We start from the raw sequence: 20,112 nt of genomic DNA on the forward strand, positions 1-20,112 counted from the left end.
GCGCCGATGATAGTGCGGGTTCCCGTGTGAAAGTAGGTCATCGTCAGGCTCTTACAGCCCTCAAAACCCCCTCCAGGAAACTGGCGGGGGTTTTGTCTTTGGGGCTCCAGAAATGAGTCCAACCCTTGCTCAGCCTCGGATGCCTCAGTGCCGGCACCGTTTGCAATTCGGGCGCCCCTTCGAATGCAACGACAACTTCTGGAGCATTGCAGGCCCTTCGTCATCGTCTCTGATGCCTATCAGCCTCTTGATAATGCGCTTGGCAGTCATTCCTGACCCCGCGGAGCCTCATCAGCCCCTTAAGCTACGGCCAAACCCTCGACAAACACCTTCAGTTCTCCCTGACGGAACTCGACCCATGATTCGTCTCGGGTCAAGGGTTCTGTCACGATGATCGCCGCGCGGTCGTCGGGTGATGTGCAGGTCGTCCAATCAATGCTGATGTCGTCATCTGCCAGCGTGGATTGTCCGAAGGGTGCCGCACGCTCGAGGTAGTGCAGGCGAGTCGAGGCGTGAGCCCAGAGCGCCTCCCCGTTCGACAACAGGAAATTGAATGTGCCGTGTTTGGCAATTCGAGGCGCCAACTCACGCAAAGTGATGGTCAGTTCTTCCACAGAGGGGACGTTGGCGTGTGATTTGGCAAGTTCTTGCATGATCCAGCAGAAGGCCAACTCACTGTCCGTGCTCCCAACCGGACGAAAATGGCTGTGCAACCTGGGTGCGAAGTTCTTCAAGTCGCCGTTGTGGGCAAAAACCCAATACCTCCCCCATAGCTCTCGCACGAAAGGATGACAGTTCTGAAGATTCACCGCACCTTGCGTGGCTTTGCGTATATGAGCAATGACATTGCGACTTTTGATGGGGTAGCGTCGAATCAGTTGCGCGATGGCGGACTCTGCTGCGGGCTCGTGATCCACAAAGTGACGCAGCCCACGCCCTTCAAAAAATGCGATGCCCCATCCGTCAGAGTGATGATCAGTGCGTCCGCCTCGTTGAGAAAAACCTGAAAAGGAGAATGTCACGTCGGTCGGGACGTTGCAGTTCATGCCCAGCAATTGACACATGGATCATTGGTCCTTTGGAATCTTGTTGTTCATGGCATCGCGGCCTTCACGCAGTTGCCATGCGGCCGCCATGGCCAACATGCACAAAGCTGCCAGAAGCATAAAAACCTCATCGAAGGCCGCCACGCGGGCGGGGCTGGTGACAGGATTGCTCAACGAATCCCCGTGAGCTGCCAATCGCCATTCGAGCACGATGCCGCACAGACTGACACCGGCAGCACCACCCAGCATTCGCAAGAAATTGATGCTGCTCGCCCCTTGCGGAATCAGCGCCTTGGACAAGGGCCGCATGGCTCCCAGGTTCAATGAGGGGAGGATGAAGCCCAGTCCGATCCGCCCGAGGACGGCCAGCAGAGCCAGTTGCCACAGGGCGGATTCAAGGGTCAGCCCCATCATCAACGCAAAGGATGCGGCCAGTAGTGCCAACCCAACACTGACGAGCAAATAGGTTGGTTGCTTGTCTGCCATGCGTCCCACCACGGCAATGGTCGCCGCGAGCACAAAGCCGGCGGGCAGCAAGATCGTTCCAACGTGTGAGGCCGAAATATGAAGTGCCAATTGCATGTAGACAGGCAGCAGGTAGGTGGATCCGAATAAAGCGGTACCGTAGATCACCGCCACGATACTGCCCATGGCAAATTGCCTGTAACTGAACAGATGGAGGTTCATCAACGCCTCGCCCCCCTGTTTGGCGATGCGACGTTCCCACCAAATGAAAAGGAACAAGGACGCAAGGGCCGCCACCAACAGCATCGCTGCCTGCAAGCCTGACCCACCTCGTAAATCGACCAAGCCGTTGAGCAGGCACAAGGTGCCCACGCTGCCCAGCAGCAAGCCACGCCAGTCCAATCCCGCGCCATCGCGGTTGGCTGCCACGCCACCTGGTGCGGTGGTCGGTACGAAACGATGTGCCATCCACAAAGACGCCAGGCAGAAAGGCACGACCATGAAGAAAATGGAGCGCCACCCGAACAGGTCGACCAGAATCCCACCGATGCTGGGGCCGATCGCTGGTGCCAGCACCACCCCCATGCCGAAAATGCCGCTGGCACGCCCTTGCTCATGGGGCGCGAAGGCACGCAGGATGATGATGGCTGGGATCGGTTGAACAATGCCCGCTGCCAGGCCTTCCGCCACGCGGGCGCCCAACACCAATGGGTAGACCTGGGCAAAGCCACCGACAACGCCGCCCAGCAGAAGCAGTGCCACAGCACCTGAGTAAGTCCTTCGATAGCCATACCGGGCCAGCAACCAGGGGGTGGTCAGCATGGACACGGTCATCGCCACCATGAAGCCCGAACTCACCCATTGGGCCCGTTCTTGCCCCAATGAAAAATGGTGGCTCATCGCCGGAATCGCCACATTGACGATGGTGGACGACATGATGGACGCCATCGTGCCGATCATCACGGACAACAGCAGCAGCCAGCGGTAACGTTCCCCATAGCGTTCGCGCAAGGCCTGGGTATGCAGTTCGCCCGCATTCGCGAGAGGAGAAGACATCCGTGCTCCTGGTCGCTCAAATACGGGCTTCAGACCACAGCTTGCCGCCGGTGGCCCAGTTGTCGCGCGGGACCTCTGTGATGATCACATCGACCGATTCCGTTGCCCCACCCAGAACCTCCCCACTCACGCGGGTGAGCTCTGCCACAAGCTTCTTTTTGTGTTCGATGGAACGGCCTTCCATCATTTCCACGTGATAAGTGGGCATCTTGCGACTCGCTAGGATTTCGAAAGAGTCAAATCATAGAAGGAATGCGCCACCCGGGTGATTCGGCTAAATCTGCTCTCCGTCATGTGCCACCGATGTGATGCGCTCGCCACCCATTGCTTGCGTGCCTTGTGCACATCGCGAGCAGATGCAGCGCAACCCTTGCTCATCGGCCGGCAGGCGCGCCAGCGCATCAGCCCCAATGGGGGTGCTCATGCACCAACAGGCAGAGGCATTGCCTTGGCAGGCACCGCATTCGTTCGGCTGACCGCACAAAGGGCACAGATCTGCGCGGAAGGGCTTGGGTGGCTGGCTCTCAGTCATATCACCGCATTGTGCGCTTCTGTGTGCCAGGCCTGGCAGGCGTGAGCGCCAAAAAAAGGGGGCACCCCAAGGTGCCCCGATCAAGATGCATGCCCCGTCAAGGGCAAGGGCTCAAGCTTTTGCTTTCACCTTGAGGCGCCAGGCATGCAGCAGCGGCTCGGTGTAGCCGCTGGGTTGCACCAGGCCCTTGAACACCAAGTCCAGAGCGGCCTGGAAAGCAGCGCCTTGCGGGTTGGCCACCAGGCTGATGTAAAGCGGATCGCCTGCGTTCTGGGCATCCACCACGGCGGCCATGCGTGCAAAGGTCTCGCGCACCTGGGCTTCCGTGACCACGCCATGCAGCAACCAATTGGCAATGTGCTGGCTGCTGATACGCAGGGTGGCACGGTCTTCCATCAGGCCCACGTTGTGGATGTCGGGTACCTTGGAGCAGCCGACGCCCTGGTCCACCCAGCGAACCACGTAGCCCAGAATGCCTTGCACGTTGTTGTCCAGCTCTTGCTGCTTGTCGGCTTCGCTCCAGTTGGCCTGGGCCGCCACCGGGATGGTCAGCAGGTCGTTCATCAGCGATTCGGGGTCTTGTCCCGATTGCTCGATGTCCGATTGCACCTGCGCCACGTTGATCTGCTGATAGTGCAGGGCATGCAGGGTGGCCGCAGTGGGCGAGGGCACCCAGGCCGTGTTGGCGCCCGCCTTGGGGTGGCCGACTTTTTGCTCCAGCATGGCAGCCATCAGATCCGGCATGGCCCACATGCCCTTGCCGATCTGGGCGCGACCACGCAGGCCACATTGCAGGCCGATCAGCACATTGCGGCGTTCGTAGGCGGCGATCCAGGCGCTGCCTTTGATGTCGCCCTTGCGCAGCATCGGGCCTGCGCGCATGGCCGTGTGCATCTCGTCACCTGTGCGGTCCAGGAAGCCGGTGTTGATGAACGCGACACGGCTGGCGGCGGCCGCAATGCAGGCTTTCAGATTGACGCTGGTGCGGCGCTCCTCGTCCATGATGCCCAGCTTCACGGTGCTGTCAGGCAGGCCCAGCAACTTCTCGACGCGGCTGAACAATTCGCTGGCGAAACCCACTTCTGTCGGGCCGTGCATCTTCGGCTTCACGATGTAGACGCTGCCGGTGCGGCTGTTTCGGATGCCATTGGCGCCATGGCCTTGCAGGTCGTGCAGCGCGATCGCCGTGGTCACCACGGCGTCCATGATGCCTTCCGGGATCTCCTGACCGTTGCCATACAGGATGGCCGGGTTGGTCATCAGGTGGCCCACATTGCGAAGGAACATCAGCGAACGGCCATGCAGGCGCACTTCACCGCCCTTCGCGCCGGTGTAGACGCGGTCCGGGTTCAGGCCGCGGGTGAAGCTCTTGCCGCCCTTGCTCACTTCCTCGGTCAGCGTGCCTTTCAGGATGCCCAGCCAGTTGCTATAGGCCAGCACCTTGTCGTCGGCGTCCACTGCGGCCACCGAGTCCTCCAGGTCAAGGATGGTAGACAGCGCCGCTTCCAGCACCACATCGCTGACGCCGGCCGCGTCGCTCTTGCCAATGGCCGTGTTGCGATTGATCTGGATGTCCAGATGGTTGCCGTTGCGTTTGAGCAGGATGGAACTGGGGTTGGCTGCGTCGCCTTGGTAGCCCACGAATTGCGCGGTGTCCTGCAACGGGCTGTCGCTGCCGGTGCTCAACTTGACCAGCAGTTGCCCATTCACCACCTGATAGGCCACGGCGTCCTTGTGGGAGCCGTTGGCCAGGGGGGCCGAGGTGTCCAGCACCTGGCGTGCAAAGGCAATCACCTTGGCGCCGCGCACCGGGTTGTAGCCCGAGCCCTTTTCGGCACCATCGGCTTCGGGAATGGCGTCGGTGCCATACAGCGCGTCATACAGGCTGCCCCAGCGTGCGTTGGCGGCGTTGAGTGCATAGCGTGCGTTGAGGATGGGCACCACCAGCTGAGGCCCTGCCTGCAGGGCCAGCTCAGCGTCCACGTTGGTGGTGGTGGCCTGCGCCTGCACGGGTTGTGCGGCCAGATAGCCGATCTTTTCCAGGAAGGCGCGGTAGGCCGGCATGTCGGTGATGGGGCCTGGGTGAGCCTGATGCCAGGAGTCCAGCTCGGTCTGCAGGCGGTCTCGTTCAGCCAACAGGGCCACATTCTTGGGGGCCAGATCGGCAACGATGGCGTCAAAGCCTTGCCAGAACGTTTCGCTGCTGACGCCGGTACCCGGCAGAACTTGTTCGTTGACGAAGTCGTAAAGCGTGGTGGCGACTTGCAGGCCGTGAACGTGGGTGCGTGCGGTCATGATGAGGTCCTTGAGTTGAAAGTGAAGTCAGGCAAATGAACAAAAAACAAAAATGAAGGTGCCATCGACCCCGGTGCATTCCGGGCAGGCGGGGCATCACCCCGACGGAAAAAAGGACAGCACGGCCTGAAGGTTGGTACCGGTCCGGCTGGGGGGCGGGCCAATCTGCTCCGGGGGCCGGTCATGCCGGTTCACCCACAGCGTGTTGTAGCCGAACCAGGTGGCCCCCAGAGCGTCCCAGCTGTTGCCACTGACAAACAGCGTGTCGCGCACGGCCACGCCGGTGGCCTTGGGGCCCAGGGCATAGGTGTCGGGGTGGGGCTTGTAGCGGCGTACCGCGTCCACACTGATGATGTGATCCAGCCAGTTTGCCAGCCCGGCGCTGCGCACGGCCACGGCCAGCATCTCGGGGTCGCCGTTGGAGAGGATGCCCGTGGTGATCCCCTGCGCCTTCAGTGCCTGCAGGACCTCCCGGTTCTCAGGAAAGGCGCTCAAGGCGCGGTACTGGTTCATCAGTTGCAGTTCTTGTGCGTCGCTCAGCAGCAGGCCCAGTTGGGCTGCGGCATAGCGCAGCGACGCCTGGGTCAAGGCCCAGAAAGGCTGGTAGTGGCCACCACCATCGCTGGTCAGCAACTGGGTGTATTCAATTTGCTTGTCGCGCCACAGCCGGCTCAGTGCATCCCCTTGGCCAGCAAACAGTTGTTCGGCCAGCAGGCTCACGCTGTAGACGTCAAACAAAGTGCCGAATGCGTCAAACAGCACCGCCTTGGGCGTGCCAAAGGCGGAGGCAGGTTGGGCGCGGCGTTTGTCCATGCCCAGACTTTATTCCACACTTGAGTAAACATTAATAACTTGAAAATAGATTTATTTGTGACAAATTAAGATGTAATCTGTGGGGCTGATGCGTTCCACGTCAGAGACCTGCACATCCCCATCGAGCGAGCTTGTCTGGCATGCCGTGTCAAATTCGAATTGAATTTGAGGGTAATGAGGGTTTTTTCGTCTGAGATTTTGACTTTTTGTAACGTAATCTGAGGCCCATGGACAAACTCAAGCAGATGGAATCCTTTGTGTCGGTGGCCACCCGGGGCAGTCTGACCGCCGCGGCCAATGCCGAGGGAGTGGCGCCTGCCATCATGGGGCGCCGGTTGGACGCCCTGGAAGAGCGCCTGGGCGTGAAACTGCTCATGCGGACCACTCGCCGCATCACCCTCACCCACGAAGGCAGCGCCTTTCTGGAGGACTGCCAGCGTGTGCTGGCTGACGTGGCCAATGCCGAGGCCAGCGTCAGTGCCGGGGGCGTCAAGGCCAGCGGGCATTTGCGCATCACGGCGCCGGCGGGCTTCGGCCGCCGGCACGTCGCTCCCCTGGTGCCGCGCTTTCGCGCTCTGCATGCCGAGGTCACGATCTCCCTCAATCTCAGCGATCGAGTGGTCGATCTGGCGGGCGAGGGCTACGACTGTGCGGTTCGGGTGGGCGATCTGCCCGACTCCTCTCTTGTCAGCGTGCGAATGGCCGACAACCGGCGCTTGTGCGTGGCCACGCCTGAGTACTTGCAGCGCAACGGCACCCCGCAGCACCCCTCTGAACTCTCCCGCTTTGACTGCCTGACCTTGTCGAGTGATGCCTCACAGACCCGCGGCTGGGCCTTCCGATTGCCGAAGGACAGCGGCTTTGAGCTGGTGCACCTCAAGCCGGGCGGTCCCCTGGACTGTTCGGACGGGCAGGTTTTGCACGATTGGTGTCTGGCCGGCTACGGCGTGGCCTGGCGAAGCACCTGGGAGGTCGAAACCGAAATTGCCCAAGGTCGCCTGGTGACCTTGCTGGACGAGTTTGCTGCGCCGCCCAACGGTATTTACGCCGTCTTTCCACAACGCAAGCACCTGCCGCTGCGCGTCCGCCTTTGGATCGATTTCCTCAAGCACAATTACGGCCAGCCCGATTACTGGAAGGTGTCCTGACCTTTCCGCTGCCTGGCGCCCCCTGAGGCGTGGGCCGGCCCTGGGCTGGAGAAAGACCTTTCCATGACCCTCGAAGCCCTGCTGGCCAGCCTTCATCTGCTGGCCATCCTGACCCTGGTGGTGTTCCTGTCCAGCGAAGCCGCCCTGTGCCGCCCCGAATGGCTGAATGCCGCAGTGGTCGAACGCCTGCCCCGGCTGGATCTGATTTACGGGCTGGCCGCCGCGTTGGTGTTGATCACTGGCCTGGCCAGGGTGTTCCTGGGCATCAAGGGCGCGGCCTGGTATGCGCCGCAGCCCCTGCTGCATCTGAAGCTCGGGCTGTTTGCCCTGATGGGCCTGCTGTCCATTTCGCCCAGCCTCGCGTTCCGTCGGTGGCGCCGTGAATACCGCGCCACTGGGGCGCTGCCCGACGCGGCTGAAGTGCGCCGGGTGCGGCGTCTGGTGATGTGGCAGGCGCATCTGTTTCCCATCATCCCGGTGATTGCGGTGTTCTGGGCTCGGGGCTGGTGAGGCCACGATGAAGTCTGTCATCCTCTGTGCCGATGATTACGCCCTCAACGAGAGCGTGTCGCGCGGCATCGTGGCCCTGGTCGAGGCCGGCCGCCTCAGCGCCACCAGCGTCATGACGCTGTCTCCGCGCTGGGCCGCGGATGCCGCTGGGCTGGCCGCCTGGCGTGGCCGCATCGACGTTGGTCTGCACCTGGACTGGACCAGCGAATTCGCCCTGGCCGCCGGCCACGGTGCCCCGCTGGGGGCTTTGATGCGCCGCAGTTGCTGGCCCGGGCTGCCTGCTGCGCAGGTCCGCGCGGAGGTGCTGCGCCAACTGGACCGCTTTGAGCAACACTGGGGCGCCCCCCCCGACCATGTGGATGGCCATCAACATGTGCAGCAATTCCCTGGCCTTCGCCAGGCGGTGGTCGATGTCCTGGCTCAGCGTTATGCCACCGGCCCGCGTCCCTATTTGCGCATCTCGCGTCCGGTCGCCTGGCAAGGCGGGCTCAAGGGCCGTGTGATCGCCGGCATGGGCGCTGCCGCCCTGCAGCGCCTGGCCCGCGCCCGTGGCCTGGCCGTGGCGCCTTTTCTGTCGGGCATCGACGATTTCCAGTCCGATGTGGCCGGCTATGCCCAAAGCATGTCGCGCTGGCTGGCCGACGCCCCCGAAGCGTGTCTCATCATGTGCCACCCCGCGCGGGCGGCCGAGCCCGGGGACGAGATCGGGCCCGCTCGACTGCGCGAATGGACCTACCTGTCCGGTCCTGATTTCGCGGCTGCACTGCAGCAGGCCCAGGTGCAACTCGCGCGGGGTCAAACTCTTTTGGCGTCCGTGCCCTGAGCTCGGTGCCCCATCCTGCCGGAACCTACCGTGACTGAACGACAAAAATCCTGGGCCGGGCTGGCCTTTCTGTGGGGCTTGCTGCTGGTGCTGGCGGCCCTGCGCCCCCTGGCCGTGCCTGATGAGGGCCGCTATGGCGACATCGGGCGCTGGATGCTGCAAAGCGGTGACTGGATCATTCCGCGGCTCAACGGCATTCCCTTTTTTCACAAGCCGCCGCTGCTGCATTGGCTCAACGCCAGCCTGATGGCCGTGCTGGGCGTGCACGCCTGGGTGGCCCGCCTGGGGCCGGCCCTGCATGCCGGGCTGATGCTGCTGGTGATGTACCTGACGCTACGCCGCATCCCGGCGCTGCCTGGGCACAGCAGCGAGCGTTTGGCCCAGCGCGCCACCTGGGTGCTGGGCAGCAGCCTGGCTTTTCTGATCGGCGGGCAGTACATCAACCACGACATGCTGGTCGCCTGCTGGATCGGCGTCGCGATCTGGGCTTTTGCGATGGCCTTTGTGCAATCCAGTGAGCGTGTTCCAGATGCCTGGTTGGCCCGTGCAGGCTTTGTCGCCTGCGGCCTGGGGGTGCTGAGCAAGGGCTTGATCGGCCTGGTGTTGCCTGGACTGGTGTTGTTCATCTGGTTGTTCCAGACCCGGCAGTGGCACAAGGTGCTCCGATTGCCCTGGGTCGGCGGGCTGGCCTTGTTCGGGCTGATCGCCGTGCCCTGGTTTGTGCTGGCCGAGCGCCAGGCGCCGGGGCTGTTGGCCTACCTGTTCGGCGATCAGCAGTTCAACCGTTACACCGCCACCACATTCAACAACGGGCGCCCCTGGTGGTTCTACTTGGCAGGCCTGTTCCTGCTCATGTTTCCCTGGACCTTCCTGGTGCTCCCCCAGGTGCTGGCCTGGTTGCGGCGCCGGGCCTGGCCCTTGCCCGCAGGCCTGGGCCCCTGGGTGTCACTGGCCTGGATCTGGCTGGTGGCCATCATCGGATTTTTCTCGGTGCCACATTCCAAATTGATCGGCTATGCCCTGCCCGTGATGCCTCCTCTGGCGTTCCTGGCCGCCCTGGGCTTTGAGCAGACGCTGGCCCGGCGACCCCATGCCGGGCGGTATTTTGGGGGCTTGCTGGCTTTGGCGCTGTTGGTGGCGTGTGGGGTCGAAGTGGCCGCCGCCCGTTACACCGAGCGCCGGGGCAGCGCCGATGTGGCTGCCGTGCTGGCCTGCCAAATGGCGCCCGGTGACACCGTGCTGGCTGCGGGTGATTTTCCCTACGACCTGCCTTTCGTGGCGCGCCTGCCACGGGCCATGGTCGTGATCCAGGATTGGGCGCTGCAGCGCCGCGAGGCGGGTGACAACTGGCGCCGTGAGTTGTTTGAGGGGGCTGATTTCGATCAACAGGCCGCAGGCGTGCTCCAGGGGCCGGAGGCCCTGGCACAAGCCACTCAGAAACCGGGTCAGTGGGTGGTGGCACCCCAAGGGTTCGAGATCACCGGCTTCACGACGGTCTTCGAAGGACAAGCCTGGGTTCTGTACCGCAGCCCGAGCACGGCGGCCGGTGAGGGCCTGGCTTCTTGCCGGCGCTGATCAGGCCAAGAAGTCCTCAGGCTTGAGGAGGCGGCAGCCCCTGGCCGTGGCGGGCCTTCATCAGGTAGGTGGGGCGGCGCTTCACCTCTTCGTAGATGCGCCCGATGTATTCGGCCAGAACGCCGATCGACAGGATCTGGATACCGCTGAGCAGCATCATGCCGGCGGCCAGGGTGGCGTAGCCCGGCACGTCGATGCCGTACACAAAATAGGACACCACCACCCACAGGCCGTAGCTGAGCGAGGCCAGCGAGATCAGCAGCCCGACCACCGCCAGAGTCCGCAAAGGCAAGGACGAGAACGCCACCAGGCCCGTCAGGGCCAGCGAGGCGGCGCTGCGCAGGCCGAAACTGCTTTGGCCATCAGTGCGCGGCAGGGGCTCGTACTCAAGGGCGGTGCTGTTGAAGCCCACCCAGGCATACAGGCCCTTCATGAAGCGGTTGCGCTCGGGGAGCGTCTTGATGGCTTCGACCACGGCCCGGTCCATGAGTCGAAAATCCCCGGCATTGGGCGGAATTTTCACCCGGTTGTTGTGGTTCACCAGGGTGTAGAACAAACCGGCCAGGTTGGCGTGCAGCCGGGTCTGGTCGTCGCGGGTCTTGCGCACGGCGTACACCACGTCCATGCCCTCGCGCCAGCGAAGCAGCATCTGGGCCATCAGCGACACCGGGTGCTGGCCATCCGAATCCATCAGGATCACCACTTCACCGCGGGCGGCTTCCATGCCGGCCGTCAGAGCGGCTTCCTTGCCAAAATTGCGCGACAGATCGATCAGCACCACTTCCGGGTGCTGGCGTGTCAATTCGATCGCGGCGGCGGCCGTCTGGTCACGGCTGCCGTCGTTCACGATCACCACCTCCACCTGGGGGGACAGGGCGCGCAAGGCCTCCAAGACCTGGGGCACAAAGCGGCCCAGGTTGCCGGCCTCGTTGTAGGCCGGCATCACGCAGGAAATGGACGGGGTGGTGGTGGCTCGATCAAGCATGGCCGCGATTATCGATCAGCGGCGTGGCGGTCGGCAGCCCCACGGGGGCGGCTCCGGGGTCAGGAGGCCTTTTTGGGCTTGCGCAGGCATTCGCTCATGTAGGCTTTGCGCTCGCTGCCCGGGCGGCCGGTGGCCTTGAAATCGGCACTGCAGCGCGACATCCGGTTTTGCGGCTTGGCCTGTGCACCATCGCCTGCTTCGGCGGCCTTGCCCTGGGCCAGCGCCACCTGGCCTGCCAGGCTCAGCGCCAGCCCGACGCCAAGGGCGCTGGCGCGCACCCAGGTGGCCCATCGGGTTCGAGTGGGTGACGGCGCAGCCGCTTGGAGGGCGGGGCGCAGAGCCGCACCTGTCATCGAGAACACTTTGAACATGTTGCAATCTCCCTTGGGCTGGTGGGATGCCGGCGGCTCCCAGACCCGAATTCGACGCTTAAACCACGCTCTTCTGGTCTCCATGCACCCAGGTGCCCGTGCCGTTCGGGCACCGCCCCGTAAAATCACGCCATGCTTTCTGTCAAACACGATTTGCTCGCTGCGCTGGCGGCCGAGCTCGAGAAACTTTCCCCCGGTGCTGGTCCCAAGGCGGTCTTCGAGTCGCCCAAGGTGGCGGCCCATGGCGATTTCGCCTGCACGGCGGCCATGCAGTTGGCCAAGCCCCTCAAGCTCAACCCGCGTCAGGTGGCTGAGTCCCTCAAGTCCGCCTTGATGGCCACCCCCGCCTGGGCGCAGTGGGTCGATGCCATCGAGATCGCGGGCCCGGGCTTTCTGAACGTCCGCCTTAAGCCTGCTGCCAAGCAGCAGGTGGTGCGCGAGGTGCTTGAGGCAGGAGATCAGTTTGGCTGGCAGGCGGCACGCAACGAGCGCGTGCTGGTCGAGTTTGTCTCGGCCAACCCGACCGGCCCCCTGCATGTGGGCCATGGACGCCAGGCGGCGCTGGGCGACGCCATCTGCAACCTGTTCCAGACCCAGGGCTGGGACGTCTGGCGCGAGTTCTATTACAACGATGCCGGCGTGCAGATCCAGACCCTGGCCAACAGCACCCAGTGCCGTGCCAAGGGCCTCAAGCCCGGTGATGCCGGCTGGCCCGAGTCGGCCTACAACGGCGACTACATTGGCGACATCGCCACCGACTTCCTGGCCGGCAAGACCGTCAAGTCGGACGACCGTGAGTTCACCGGCAGCGGTGATGCCGACGATCTGGACGGCATCCGCCAGTTCGCCGTGGCCTACCTGCGTCATGAGCAGGACCTGGATCTCAAGGCCTTCCAGGTGAAGTTTGACAACTATTACCTCGAGTCCAGCCTGTACACCAGCGGCCGGGTGGAGGCCGCGGTCAACAAACTGATCGCCGCGGGCAAAACCTACGAGCAAGACGGCGCGCTGTGGCTCAAGTCGACCGATTACGGGGACGACAAGGACCGCGTGATGCGCAAGTCCGACGGCACCTACACCTACTTCGTGCCCGATGTGGCCTACCACATCACCAAGTTCGAACGGGGCTTCGGCAAGGTGGTCAACATCCAGGGCACCGACCACCATGGCACGATTGCCCGGGTTCGCGCCGGTTTGCAGGCGGCTGACGTGGGCATTCCCCAGGGCTACCCCGACTACGTGCTGCACACCATGGTGCGGGTGATGCGTGGGGGTGAAGAAGTCAAGATCTCCAAGCGCGCTGGCAGCTACGTCACACTGCGCGACCTGATCGAATGGACCAGCAAGGATGCCGTCCGCTTTTTCCTGCTGTCACGCAAGCCGGACACCGAGTACATCTTCGACATCGACCTGGCCCTGGCGCAGAACAACGACAACCCGGTCTACTACGTGCAGTACGCTCACGCCCGCATCTGTTCGGTGCTGACCGCCTGGGGCGGCGATGCGGCCTCGCTGGCTGGCGTCGACCTGTCGCCGCTCCAAGGCCCCCAGGCCCAGGCGCTGATGCTGCAATTGGCCAAGTACCCCGACATGCTCACGGCGGCCGCGCAAGATTTTGCACCCCATGACGTGACTTTTTACCTGCGCGACCTGGCCGCCAGCTATCACAGCTACTACGATGCCGAGCGCATCCTGGTGGATGACGAGCCGGTCAAGCTGGCGCGTCTGGCGCTGGTCGCGGCCACGGCCCGGGTGCTGCACAATGGCCTGGCTGTGCTGGGCGTATCGGCACCTTCGAAAATGTGAGCGACAACATGAAAAGACAAGGCGGCGGGACCTTTCTGGGTCTGGTGCTCGGGTTGGTTCTGGGCTTGGGGGTGGCGTTGGCCGTGGCGGTCTATGTGACCAAGGTGCCGGTGCCCTTCCTGAACAAAGGCCAGACCCGTTCGGCCGACCAGGACGCCGCCGAGGCGCGCAAGAACAAGGACTGGGATCCCAACTCGCCGCTGTACGGCAAGAACCCGGCTCGCCAGTCTTCTGGCGGCGCCGTCGGGGCCGATGCATCCTCTGACGCCGCCAAGGCTGACGACAAGGCCACTCGGTCTGACAACCGGGCGGATGCCAAGCCCGACAGCAAGGCCGACGCAAAAGCAGATGCCAAGCCCGACAAGGCTGATGCACGCGCTGACAAGGCCGATCGCACGGATGTCAAACCCGTGACCAAGGGCAGCGACACCAAGGCCGCCACCTCATCGGACCCGCTCGGTGATCTGGCCAAGGCCAAGTCGGCCAGTGCCAGTTCGGGCGTCGATCCCTTTGATTACTACGTTCAGGCGGGGGCCTACCGCACCAACGAAGATGCCGAAACCCAGAAGGCCAAGCTGGCCATGATGGGTTGGGAGGCCCGTGTCACCGAACGCGAGCAGGCGGGCCGCACCGTGTTCCGGGTGCGGGTGGGGCCCTTCTCCAAGCGTGATGACGCCGAGCGAATCAAGGACAAACTCGACAATGCCGGACTCGACACCACCATGGTGCGGGTGCAGCGCTGAGCCCTGACGTCGCCGTCGTCCCGAATGAAATCGTGAACTTTTTGGTGTCCGTGCCTTCTGAGTGACGTGAACCCCCTTTTGAAAGAGGCTTTCTGATGAAACGTCGTGATTTTTCGCTGGCCCTGGCGGCCACTTCCACCGCCACCCTGGGCCTGCTGGGCAGTTCCCCGGCCCAGGCTCAGGCAGCCTTCAAGGCCGGCAAGGACTTTGTGGCCTTGAGCACGGCCGCCCCGGTGGACGCCCCGGCCGATCGCATCGAGGTGCTGGAGTTCTTCTCCTACAACTGTCCGCATTGCGCCCATTTCGAGCCCGAACTGGAAGCCTGGCTCAAGAAGCTCCCCAAAGATGTGGTCTTCCGCCGCCTGCCGGTGCCCTTCCTTGCTGACTTCGAACCCAAGCAGCGCATGTATTACGCGCTGGAAGCCATGGGCAAGGTCGATGAGTTGCAACTCAAGGCCTTCAACGCCATCCACACCGAGCACCTCAAGGTGGTAGGGGACGCCGCCATCATCGATTGGGTGGCCAAGCAAGGCGTGGACAAGGCCAAGTTCACTGAGTTCTTCAAGTCTTTCTCGGTCACGGGCAAGGCCACCCGCGCCAAGCAACTCGTGGACGCCTACAAGCTCGATGGCGTGCCTGCCATGGGGGTGGCGGGTCGCTTTGTCACCGACGGCACCATGGCCGGTGGCATGACCCGTGCTCTGCAGGTCACGGACTTCTTGATCGCAGAGGCACGCAAGTCGCGCTGATCGCTCAACGTTTGCCGAAGCAGCCCGCCTTGTGCGGGCTTTTTCTTGCCCCCGCCAGCGAACCGGCCACCTGCATCGGTACAATCGATTGCAAGAACCATGCCTTTATGAAACCTGCTTTTGTATCCTCATTGCTGATCGCCTTGGCCCTTGGGCTGGCCCCGTTGGCCTGGGCCGAGCGTGCTGACCGCAGCAAGCCCATGAACATCGAGTCGGACATCCTGCGCCACGATGATCTCAAGCAGGTGAGCGTGTTCACGGGCCGGGTGGTCATGACCAAAGGCACCATCATCATCCGCGGTGCCCGCCTGGATGTGCGCCAGGACGCCGAGGGCTACCAGTACGGGGTGGTGACGGCCGAGCCCGGCCTGCGCGCCTTTTTCCGGCAGAAGCGGGATGGCGGCGAGGAGTACATCGAAGGCGAGGGTGAGACCATCGAGTACGACGGTCGAGCCGACAACGTCAAGTTCATCAAGCGTGCCGAGTTGCGACGCTACCAGGGCACCACCCTCAATGATCAGGTCACGGGTGACGTGATCGTCTACGACAACATCACCGACGTCTTCAATGTGGATGGTGCCCGTCAGACGCGAAACGTGAGCCCCGCCACCCCATCGGGCAACCGCGTGCGGGCCATGCTGTCGCCACGCAATGCCGCAGCCCAGGAGGGGGCCCGCCCCGAACCTGCCAGCCCGGCCAATCCGACGCCGGCCCTGCGGCCCTCTGGCGCCCTGTCGGGGGACAAGCCTTGAGCGCTGTGGACCGGACAGAAGGTATGACCAGCCGACTGGAGGCGCGCCACCTGCGCAAGGCCTATGGCAGTCGCAAGGTGGTCAAGGACGTCTCTCTCTCGGTGGACAAAGGTGAGGTGGTGGGCCTGCTGGGCCCCAACGGCGCCGGCAAGACCACCTCTTTCTACATGATCGTCGGGCTGGTGCGCTCCGATGCCGGCGAAATCCTCATGGATGGCCAGCAAGTGGGCCACATGCCCATCCATCGGCGCTCGCGCCTGGGCCTGAGCTACCTGCCCCAAGAGGCCTCGATCTTCCGCAAACTGTCGGTGGCCGAGAACGTGCAGGCAGTGCTGGAACTGCAGCAGGACGAGGAAGGCCGTCCGCTGGGCAAGGCCATCATCGCTGAACGGCTGGACGCCTTGCTGCAAGACCTGCGGGTCGACCACCTGCGCGACTCCCCCGCGCTGGCTTTGTCGGGGGGTGAGCGGCGGCGGGTGGAAATCGCCCGGGCCCTGGCCACCCAGCCACGCTTCATCCTGCTGGATGAGCCCTTTGCCGGGATCGACCCGATCGCCGTGATCGAGATCCAGCGCATTGTCGGGTTTCTCAAGTCGCGCGGCATTGGTGTGTTGATCACCGACCACAACGTGCGCGAAACCCTGGGCATCTGCGACCACGCCTTCATCATCAGTGACGGTCATGTGCTGGCCAAGGGTACCCCGTCCGAGATCGTCGAGAACGCCGATGTCCGGCGCGTCTACCTCGGCGAGCACTTTCGAATGTGAGCATGAAACAGGGTTTATCGCTTCGCGTTTCGCAGCATCTGGCGCTCACGCCGCAATTGCAGCAATCGATCCGGCTGCTCCAGCTTTCCACGCTGGAGCTGAGCCAGGAAGTCGATCAGATGCTCGACGAAAACCCTTTTCTCGAGCTTTCCACCGAAGAAGCTCCGCGCGAGGAGTTCGGTTTGGCGCAGGCCGATGTACCGGCTCGCGACGAGGAGGCCTCGTCCTTCGATGAACTGCCGGCCACGGCGCCCAAGGAGCTGGCGTCGACCCCCGAAACCAGCACGGCAGAGGTCGAACCTGCGTCCAGTGCCCTCGAAGACGAGCCCACCTGGGACGGCGACGGCCAGGTCGAGATGGCGCCCGATGACAGCGAATGGGGCGGCGATGCGCCTCCCAGCCGCAACAACCTGGGCGAAGACGGCGAAGTGGATGCCACCGAGCTGGCGCGCAGCCAGGAGTCGCTGCAGCAGTTCCTGCATCGCCAGGCCCTGGCGCTGCGCCTGTCGCCCGAAGATTCGGCGGCGCTGCGCTTTCTGATCGAATCGCTCAACGACGACGGCTACCTTGAAGACCCGCTGGAAGACCTGGCCCGTGGCCTGGCGGGCGACGATCTGGAGCAGGTGGAAGAGCTGGTGCACCACTTCACCGTGGCGCTGCGTCTGCTGCAAAGCCTGGAGCCGGTGGGGGTCGGTGCCCGCGACCTGCGCGAATGCCTGAGCTTGCAACTGCGTCAGCTCCAGTCCGATGAAGGGGGTGTCGATGACATCCTGCCTGACACCCTCGACGTGGCCATCAAGCTGTGCGGACAGCCCCTGGAGCTGCTGGCCCGGCGCGACATCAAGCGCCTGCAGCAACTGTGCGGTGAAAGCGATGAGCGCATCCGTGCCGCGCTCAGCCTGCTGACCCGGCTGGAGCCCAAGCCGGGCCGCCGCTTTGTCGACGTCGAACGCAACATCATCGTGCCCGATGTCATCGTCACCAAGATCGGGCGCGGGGCCCAGGTGCGCTTTCGGGTGCAGCTCAATGCCGATGTCATGCCCCGCCTCAAGGTGCACGACATCTATGCCAGTGCCCTGCGCTCGCACAAGGGCGAAGGTCATGCGGCGCTGCAGCAGCGACTGCAGGAGGCACGCTGGTTCATCAAGAACATCCAGCAGCGCTTCGACACCATCTTGCGGGTGTCCAACGCCATCGTGGAGCGACAGAAGAACTTCTTCGTGCATGGCGAACTGGCCATGCGCCCCTTGGTCCTGCGAGAGATCGCGGATGAACTGGGCCTGCATGAGTCCACCATCAGCCGCGTCACCACCGCCAAGTACATGGGCACGCCGTTCGGCACCTTCGAGCTGAAGTACTTCTTCGGCTCGGCACTGGGCACCGAGACCGGCGGCAACGCCTCCAGCACGGCGGTGCGGGCGCTGATCAAGCAATTCGTGGCCTCCGAGAGCACGAAAAAGCCTTTGTCCGATAACCAGATTTCTGAAATGCTCAAGGAGCAGGGCATTGAATGTGCGCGCCGCACCGTGGCCAAATACCGCGAGGCGCTGCGCATCGCCCCTGCCAACCTGAGAAAAGCCCTCTGACCCTGTCTTGCGCACGGCGCGGCGCCTGGGTCAGCGTTCGTCGGTCGTGCCGGAGTGAATCACCGTGAACCAATTGCAACTTTTCATGCCCTGCGCCGCTGGCGTCGAGGGCTTTCTGGCCGACGAGGTCCATCGCATCACAGGGCTCACCGGGGAGGATCTGCTGACCGGCCGGGGTGGGGTGCTGGCGCGTGCCTCCTGGCGAGACGCCATGAAGCTCAACCTGCACAGCCGTCTGACCCAGCGTGTGCTCGTGCAGTTGTCCCACACCGGCTACCGCAGCGAGCGGGATCTGTACGAGGCCGCCAGCAACGTGGCCTGGGAAATCTGGTTCACCACCCGGCAAACCTTCAAGATTGAAATCACGGCCCAGCACAGCCCGCTGACCAGCCTCAACTTTGCGGCGCTCAAGGTCAAGGACGCGATTGCCGATCGTTTTCGCCACAAAACCGGGGTGCGCCCCGATGTGAACACCCAGTGGCCCGATGTGCGCATCTACGTCCACCTGACCACCGACACCGCCACCCTGTACATCGACACCTCGGGCGAGCCTTTGTTCAAGCGCGGCTGGCGCGAAGACAAGGGCGATGCGCCGCTGAAAGAAACCCTGGCCGCGGCCATGATCGCCGCCAGCGGCTGGGACCCGCTGGGCGACGTCCCGCTGCCCTTGTACGACCCCTGCTGCGGCAGCGGCACCATCGCCATCGAGGCGGCCCAGATGGCCTGCAACATGGCCGCGGGTGCCCAGCGTCGCTTCGGTTTTGAGAAACTGCTGCCTTTCCAGTCGCATGTCTGGAACGCCTTGCTGGGAGAGGCCCGGGCCGCCGAGCGGGCACCCACCGTGCCTGTGTTTGCCAGTGACGTGGCCTTCCGCATGGTCGACTTCGCCCAGCGCAATGCCGAACGCGCTGGTGTCGCCCATGCCGTGCAGTTGCGCGGTGGCGATGCCTTGCAGCGCATGCCGCCTTGCGAACAACCCGGTGTGATGCTGCTCAATCCCCCCTACGGCGAGCGCATCGAGGCCGCTGGTGTGGCTGGGCAACGCGCCAGCCAGCGGGCGCCGCGCGGCGGTCGCGAAACCGCCCAGACCGAAGATGGTGGCGAGTTCTTCGTGCAATTGGCGAGCCATTGGAAGAAAAACTACGCCGGCTGGCAGGCCTGGATGCTCACCCCCGACCTCAAGCTGCCTGGCCGCATGCGCCTCAAGGAGTCGCGCCGGGTGCCCATGTGGAACGGACCCATCGAATGCCGGCTGTTCCGCTTCGACCTGGTTCGCGGCAGTGTCCGCGACAAGCCGACCCGCCCCGAGGCCGACGGCCCCGCGGGCGATGCGCCACAAGGGGCCTGAGGTGGATGACCCTTGCACGCCGGCGGCAGGCCGGGTGGTGCTGGACACCAACATCGTGCTGGACCTGTTCGTGTTTGCCGATCCGGCCACCACCTCGGTGCGTGCCGGCCTGGAAGCCGGCACCTTGCACTGGCATGCCACAGCCGCCATGCGCGACGAACTGGCCCGCGTGTTGGCCTACCCCCAGATCGTGCGCCGCCTGGATTTCTACACCCGCACGGCCGAGCAGGTGCTGGCTGCGTTTGATCGCCATGCGCAGGTGAGCGCGGTACCCGCCAAGGCGCCCTGGACCTGCAAGGACGCCGATGATCAAAAGTTCATCGACCTGGCGGTGGCCCTGAGCCGCTGCACCTTGTTGAGCAAAGACCAGGCCGTGCTCTGCATGCGGCGCCGGCTGGCGACTGCCGATGTGATCGTCAGCACCGCCTGGGCTGAGGCCAGCGTCGCCGGAGCCTGAACAGACGCGCCGTGAGCGGCGTTTTGCAGCACGCCATCACAGTTCTTACGTGTTCACTGTGCAAGGTTGAACACTCATTCAAGGTCGTTGCCCAGGCCTTTCTCATGATCAGGTTTCTGGTGTGTTGTGGGCCTCCCCTGCACGGTAGCGAACCGCCCGCTGACGCACCGACTCCGTCCCGATGCGCAGTGCATCGCGCGGTCACCGAGTTGCTGAAGGCTGCGAATGAATCACAACACCTCACCCTGTCTTGCGGCAGGCAGTGCCCAGCCCTCCGGGGTCTCT

20 protein-coding genes are annotated in these 20,112 nt (G+C 63.7%); 12 read left to right on the top strand and 8 right to left on the bottom strand.

The window, feature by feature from the left end; translation table 11 throughout:
• Positions 1 to 299: 299 nt before the first annotated feature.
• The 6 genes from AC07PT_RS28185 to AC07PT_RS28210 form a co-directional block, all read right to left on the bottom strand.
• Positions 300 to 1,064, bottom strand: coding sequence for a class II glutamine amidotransferase (locus AC07PT_RS28185; RefSeq protein WP_494658890.1), 765 nt, complete (start codon positions 1,062 to 1,064; stop codon positions 300 to 302).
• A 3-nt stretch (positions 1,065 to 1,067) separates the two neighbouring features.
• Positions 1,068 to 2,567, bottom strand: coding sequence for an MFS transporter (locus tag AC07PT_RS28190; RefSeq protein WP_492350396.1), 1,500 nt, complete (start codon positions 2,565 to 2,567; stop codon positions 1,068 to 1,070).
• A gap of 16 nt (positions 2,568 to 2,583) precedes the next feature.
• Positions 2,584 to 2,775, bottom strand: coding sequence for a 4-oxalocrotonate tautomerase (locus AC07PT_RS28195; RefSeq protein ID WP_494658891.1), 192 nt, complete (start codon positions 2,773 to 2,775; stop codon positions 2,584 to 2,586).
• Between the two features lie 66 nt (positions 2,776 to 2,841).
• Positions 2,842 to 3,099 (bottom strand): cysteine-rich CWC family protein, encoded by a 258-nt coding sequence (locus AC07PT_RS28200; RefSeq protein WP_492350398.1) that lies wholly within the window; start codon positions 3,097 to 3,099, stop codon positions 2,842 to 2,844.
• Between the two features lie 111 nt (positions 3,100 to 3,210).
• Positions 3,211 to 5,394: a malate synthase G gene (locus tag AC07PT_RS28205; protein ID WP_492350399.1), complete on the bottom strand. Its 2,184-nt coding sequence runs from the start codon at positions 5,392 to 5,394 to the stop codon at positions 3,211 to 3,213.
• Positions 5,395 to 5,490: 96 nt separating this feature from the next.
• Complete coding sequence (locus AC07PT_RS28210; protein ID WP_492350400.1) at positions 5,491 to 6,207, bottom strand: haloacid dehalogenase type II; 717 nt, start codon at positions 6,205 to 6,207, stop codon at positions 5,491 to 5,493.
• A 227-nt stretch (positions 6,208 to 6,434) separates the two neighbouring features.
• Between AC07PT_RS28210 and AC07PT_RS28215 the strand changes: the two genes are divergently transcribed.
• The 4 genes from AC07PT_RS28215 to AC07PT_RS28230 all read left to right on the top strand — a co-directional run bounded on the left by AC07PT_RS28215 (position 6,435) and on the right by AC07PT_RS28230 (position 10,263).
• On the top strand, positions 6,435 to 7,355 hold the full coding sequence (locus AC07PT_RS28215) for a LysR family transcriptional regulator (RefSeq protein WP_494658892.1): 921 nt from the start codon (positions 6,435 to 6,437) through the stop codon (positions 7,353 to 7,355).
• Between the two features lie 63 nt (positions 7,356 to 7,418).
• A complete protein-coding gene (locus AC07PT_RS28220; RefSeq protein ID WP_492350402.1) occupies positions 7,419 to 7,865 on the top strand; it encodes a DUF2214 family protein in 447 nt (148 codons plus the stop codon).
• Between the two features lie 7 nt (positions 7,866 to 7,872).
• Positions 7,873 to 8,688 carry a ChbG/HpnK family deacetylase gene (locus tag AC07PT_RS28225; protein WP_492350403.1) on the top strand — a complete coding sequence of 272 codons (816 nt, stop codon included), beginning with the start codon at positions 7,873 to 7,875 and terminating at the stop codon, positions 8,686 to 8,688.
• A 30-nt stretch (positions 8,689 to 8,718) separates the two neighbouring features.
• Entirely contained in the window at positions 8,719 to 10,263 is a 1,545-nt protein-coding gene (locus AC07PT_RS28230; RefSeq protein ID WP_494658893.1) for an ArnT family glycosyltransferase, read from the top strand.
• A gap of 16 nt (positions 10,264 to 10,279) precedes the next feature.
• Here the strand turns inward: AC07PT_RS28230 and AC07PT_RS28235 are convergent, their stop codons facing one another.
• Both AC07PT_RS28235 and AC07PT_RS28240 read right to left on the bottom strand, forming a co-directional pair.
• Positions 10,280 to 11,248, bottom strand: a complete 969-nt coding sequence (locus AC07PT_RS28235; RefSeq protein WP_492350405.1) for a glycosyltransferase family 2 protein — start codon at positions 11,246 to 11,248, stop codon at positions 10,280 to 10,282.
• Positions 11,249 to 11,307: 59 nt separating this feature from the next.
• Entirely contained in the window at positions 11,308 to 11,619 is a 312-nt protein-coding gene (locus tag AC07PT_RS28240) for a PsiF family protein (protein ID WP_492350406.1), read from the bottom strand.
• A 132-nt stretch (positions 11,620 to 11,751) separates the two neighbouring features.
• Between AC07PT_RS28240 and argS the strand changes: the two genes are divergently transcribed.
• The 8 genes from argS to AC07PT_RS28280 all read left to right on the top strand — a co-directional run bounded on the left by argS (position 11,752) and on the right by AC07PT_RS28280 (position 19,827).
• Entirely contained in the window at positions 11,752 to 13,425 is a 1,674-nt protein-coding gene (argS, locus tag AC07PT_RS28245) for an arginine--tRNA ligase (RefSeq protein WP_492350407.1), read from the top strand.
• 8 nt (positions 13,426 to 13,433) lie between these two features.
• On the top strand, positions 13,434 to 14,168 hold the full coding sequence (locus tag AC07PT_RS28250; protein ID WP_492350408.1) for an SPOR domain-containing protein: 735 nt from the start codon (positions 13,434 to 13,436) through the stop codon (positions 14,166 to 14,168).
• Between the two features lie 95 nt (positions 14,169 to 14,263).
• Positions 14,264 to 14,917 carry a thiol:disulfide interchange protein DsbA/DsbL gene (locus AC07PT_RS28255; RefSeq protein WP_492350409.1) on the top strand — a complete coding sequence of 218 codons (654 nt, stop codon included), beginning with the start codon at positions 14,264 to 14,266 and terminating at the stop codon, positions 14,915 to 14,917.
• Positions 14,918 to 15,024: 107 nt separating this feature from the next.
• Positions 15,025 to 15,669 carry a lipopolysaccharide transport periplasmic protein LptA gene (gene lptA, locus AC07PT_RS28260; RefSeq protein ID WP_492350410.1) on the top strand — a complete coding sequence of 215 codons (645 nt, stop codon included), beginning with the start codon at positions 15,025 to 15,027 and terminating at the stop codon, positions 15,667 to 15,669.
• A 23-nt stretch (positions 15,670 to 15,692) separates the two neighbouring features.
• A complete protein-coding gene (gene lptB, locus AC07PT_RS28265) occupies positions 15,693 to 16,436 on the top strand; it encodes an LPS export ABC transporter ATP-binding protein (RefSeq protein ID WP_492350411.1) in 744 nt (247 codons plus the stop codon).
• A 2-nt stretch (positions 16,437 to 16,438) separates the two neighbouring features.
• The gene (locus tag AC07PT_RS28270) at positions 16,439 to 18,022 is read left to right on the top strand and encodes an RNA polymerase factor sigma-54 (protein WP_492350412.1); all 1,584 of its coding nucleotides are present in this window, start codon (positions 16,439 to 16,441) and stop codon (positions 18,020 to 18,022) included.
• 64 nt (positions 18,023 to 18,086) lie between these two features.
• Positions 18,087 to 19,370: a THUMP domain-containing class I SAM-dependent RNA methyltransferase gene (locus AC07PT_RS28275; protein WP_494658894.1), complete on the top strand. Its 1,284-nt coding sequence runs from the start codon at positions 18,087 to 18,089 to the stop codon at positions 19,368 to 19,370.
• A 1-nt stretch (position 19,371) separates the two neighbouring features.
• Entirely contained in the window at positions 19,372 to 19,827 is a 456-nt protein-coding gene (locus AC07PT_RS28280) for a putative toxin-antitoxin system toxin component, PIN family (protein WP_494658895.1), read from the top strand.
• The last annotated feature ends 285 nt before the right edge of the window (positions 19,828 to 20,112 follow it).

The organism is Curvibacter sp. GW821-FHT09D12, assembly GCF_059416245.1.

Bases quoted from the DNA above. Each gene is read 5' to 3' on its own strand.
- AC07PT_RS28185 (WP_494658890.1), bottom strand. From the start codon at position 1,064: ATGTGTCAATTGCTGGGCATGAACTGCAACGTCCCGACCGACGTGACA.
- AC07PT_RS28190 (WP_492350396.1), bottom strand. From the start codon at position 2,567: ATGTCTTCTCCTCTCGCGAATGCGGGCGAACTGCATACCCAGGCCTTG.
- AC07PT_RS28195 (WP_494658891.1), bottom strand. From the start codon at position 2,775: ATGCCCACTTATCACGTGGAAATGATGGAAGGCCGTTCCATCGAACAC.
- AC07PT_RS28200 (WP_492350398.1), bottom strand. From the start codon at position 3,099: ATGACTGAGAGCCAGCCACCCAAGCCCTTCCGCGCAGATCTGTGCCCT.
- AC07PT_RS28205 (WP_492350399.1), bottom strand. From the start codon at position 5,394: ATGACCGCACGCACCCACGTTCACGGCCTGCAAGTCGCCACCACGCTT.
- AC07PT_RS28210 (WP_492350400.1), bottom strand. From the start codon at position 6,207: ATGGACAAACGCCGCGCCCAACCTGCCTCCGCCTTTGGCACGCCCAAG.
- AC07PT_RS28215 (WP_494658892.1), top strand. From the start codon at position 6,435: ATGGACAAACTCAAGCAGATGGAATCCTTTGTGTCGGTGGCCACCCGG.
- AC07PT_RS28220 (WP_492350402.1), top strand. From the start codon at position 7,419: ATGACCCTCGAAGCCCTGCTGGCCAGCCTTCATCTGCTGGCCATCCTG.
- AC07PT_RS28225 (WP_492350403.1), top strand. From the start codon at position 7,873: ATGAAGTCTGTCATCCTCTGTGCCGATGATTACGCCCTCAACGAGAGC.
- AC07PT_RS28235 (WP_492350405.1), bottom strand. From the start codon at position 11,248: ATGCTTGATCGAGCCACCACCACCCCGTCCATTTCCTGCGTGATGCCG.
- AC07PT_RS28240 (WP_492350406.1), bottom strand. From the start codon at position 11,619: ATGTTCAAAGTGTTCTCGATGACAGGTGCGGCTCTGCGCCCCGCCCTC.
- argS (WP_492350407.1), top strand. From the start codon at position 11,752: ATGCTTTCTGTCAAACACGATTTGCTCGCTGCGCTGGCGGCCGAGCTC.
- AC07PT_RS28250 (WP_492350408.1), top strand. From the start codon at position 13,434: ATGAAAAGACAAGGCGGCGGGACCTTTCTGGGTCTGGTGCTCGGGTTG.
- AC07PT_RS28255 (WP_492350409.1), top strand. From the start codon at position 14,264: ATGAAACGTCGTGATTTTTCGCTGGCCCTGGCGGCCACTTCCACCGCC.
- lptA (WP_492350410.1), top strand. From the start codon at position 15,025: ATGAAACCTGCTTTTGTATCCTCATTGCTGATCGCCTTGGCCCTTGGG.
- lptB (WP_492350411.1), top strand. From the start codon at position 15,693: ATGACCAGCCGACTGGAGGCGCGCCACCTGCGCAAGGCCTATGGCAGT.
- AC07PT_RS28270 (WP_492350412.1), top strand. From the start codon at position 16,439: ATGAAACAGGGTTTATCGCTTCGCGTTTCGCAGCATCTGGCGCTCACG.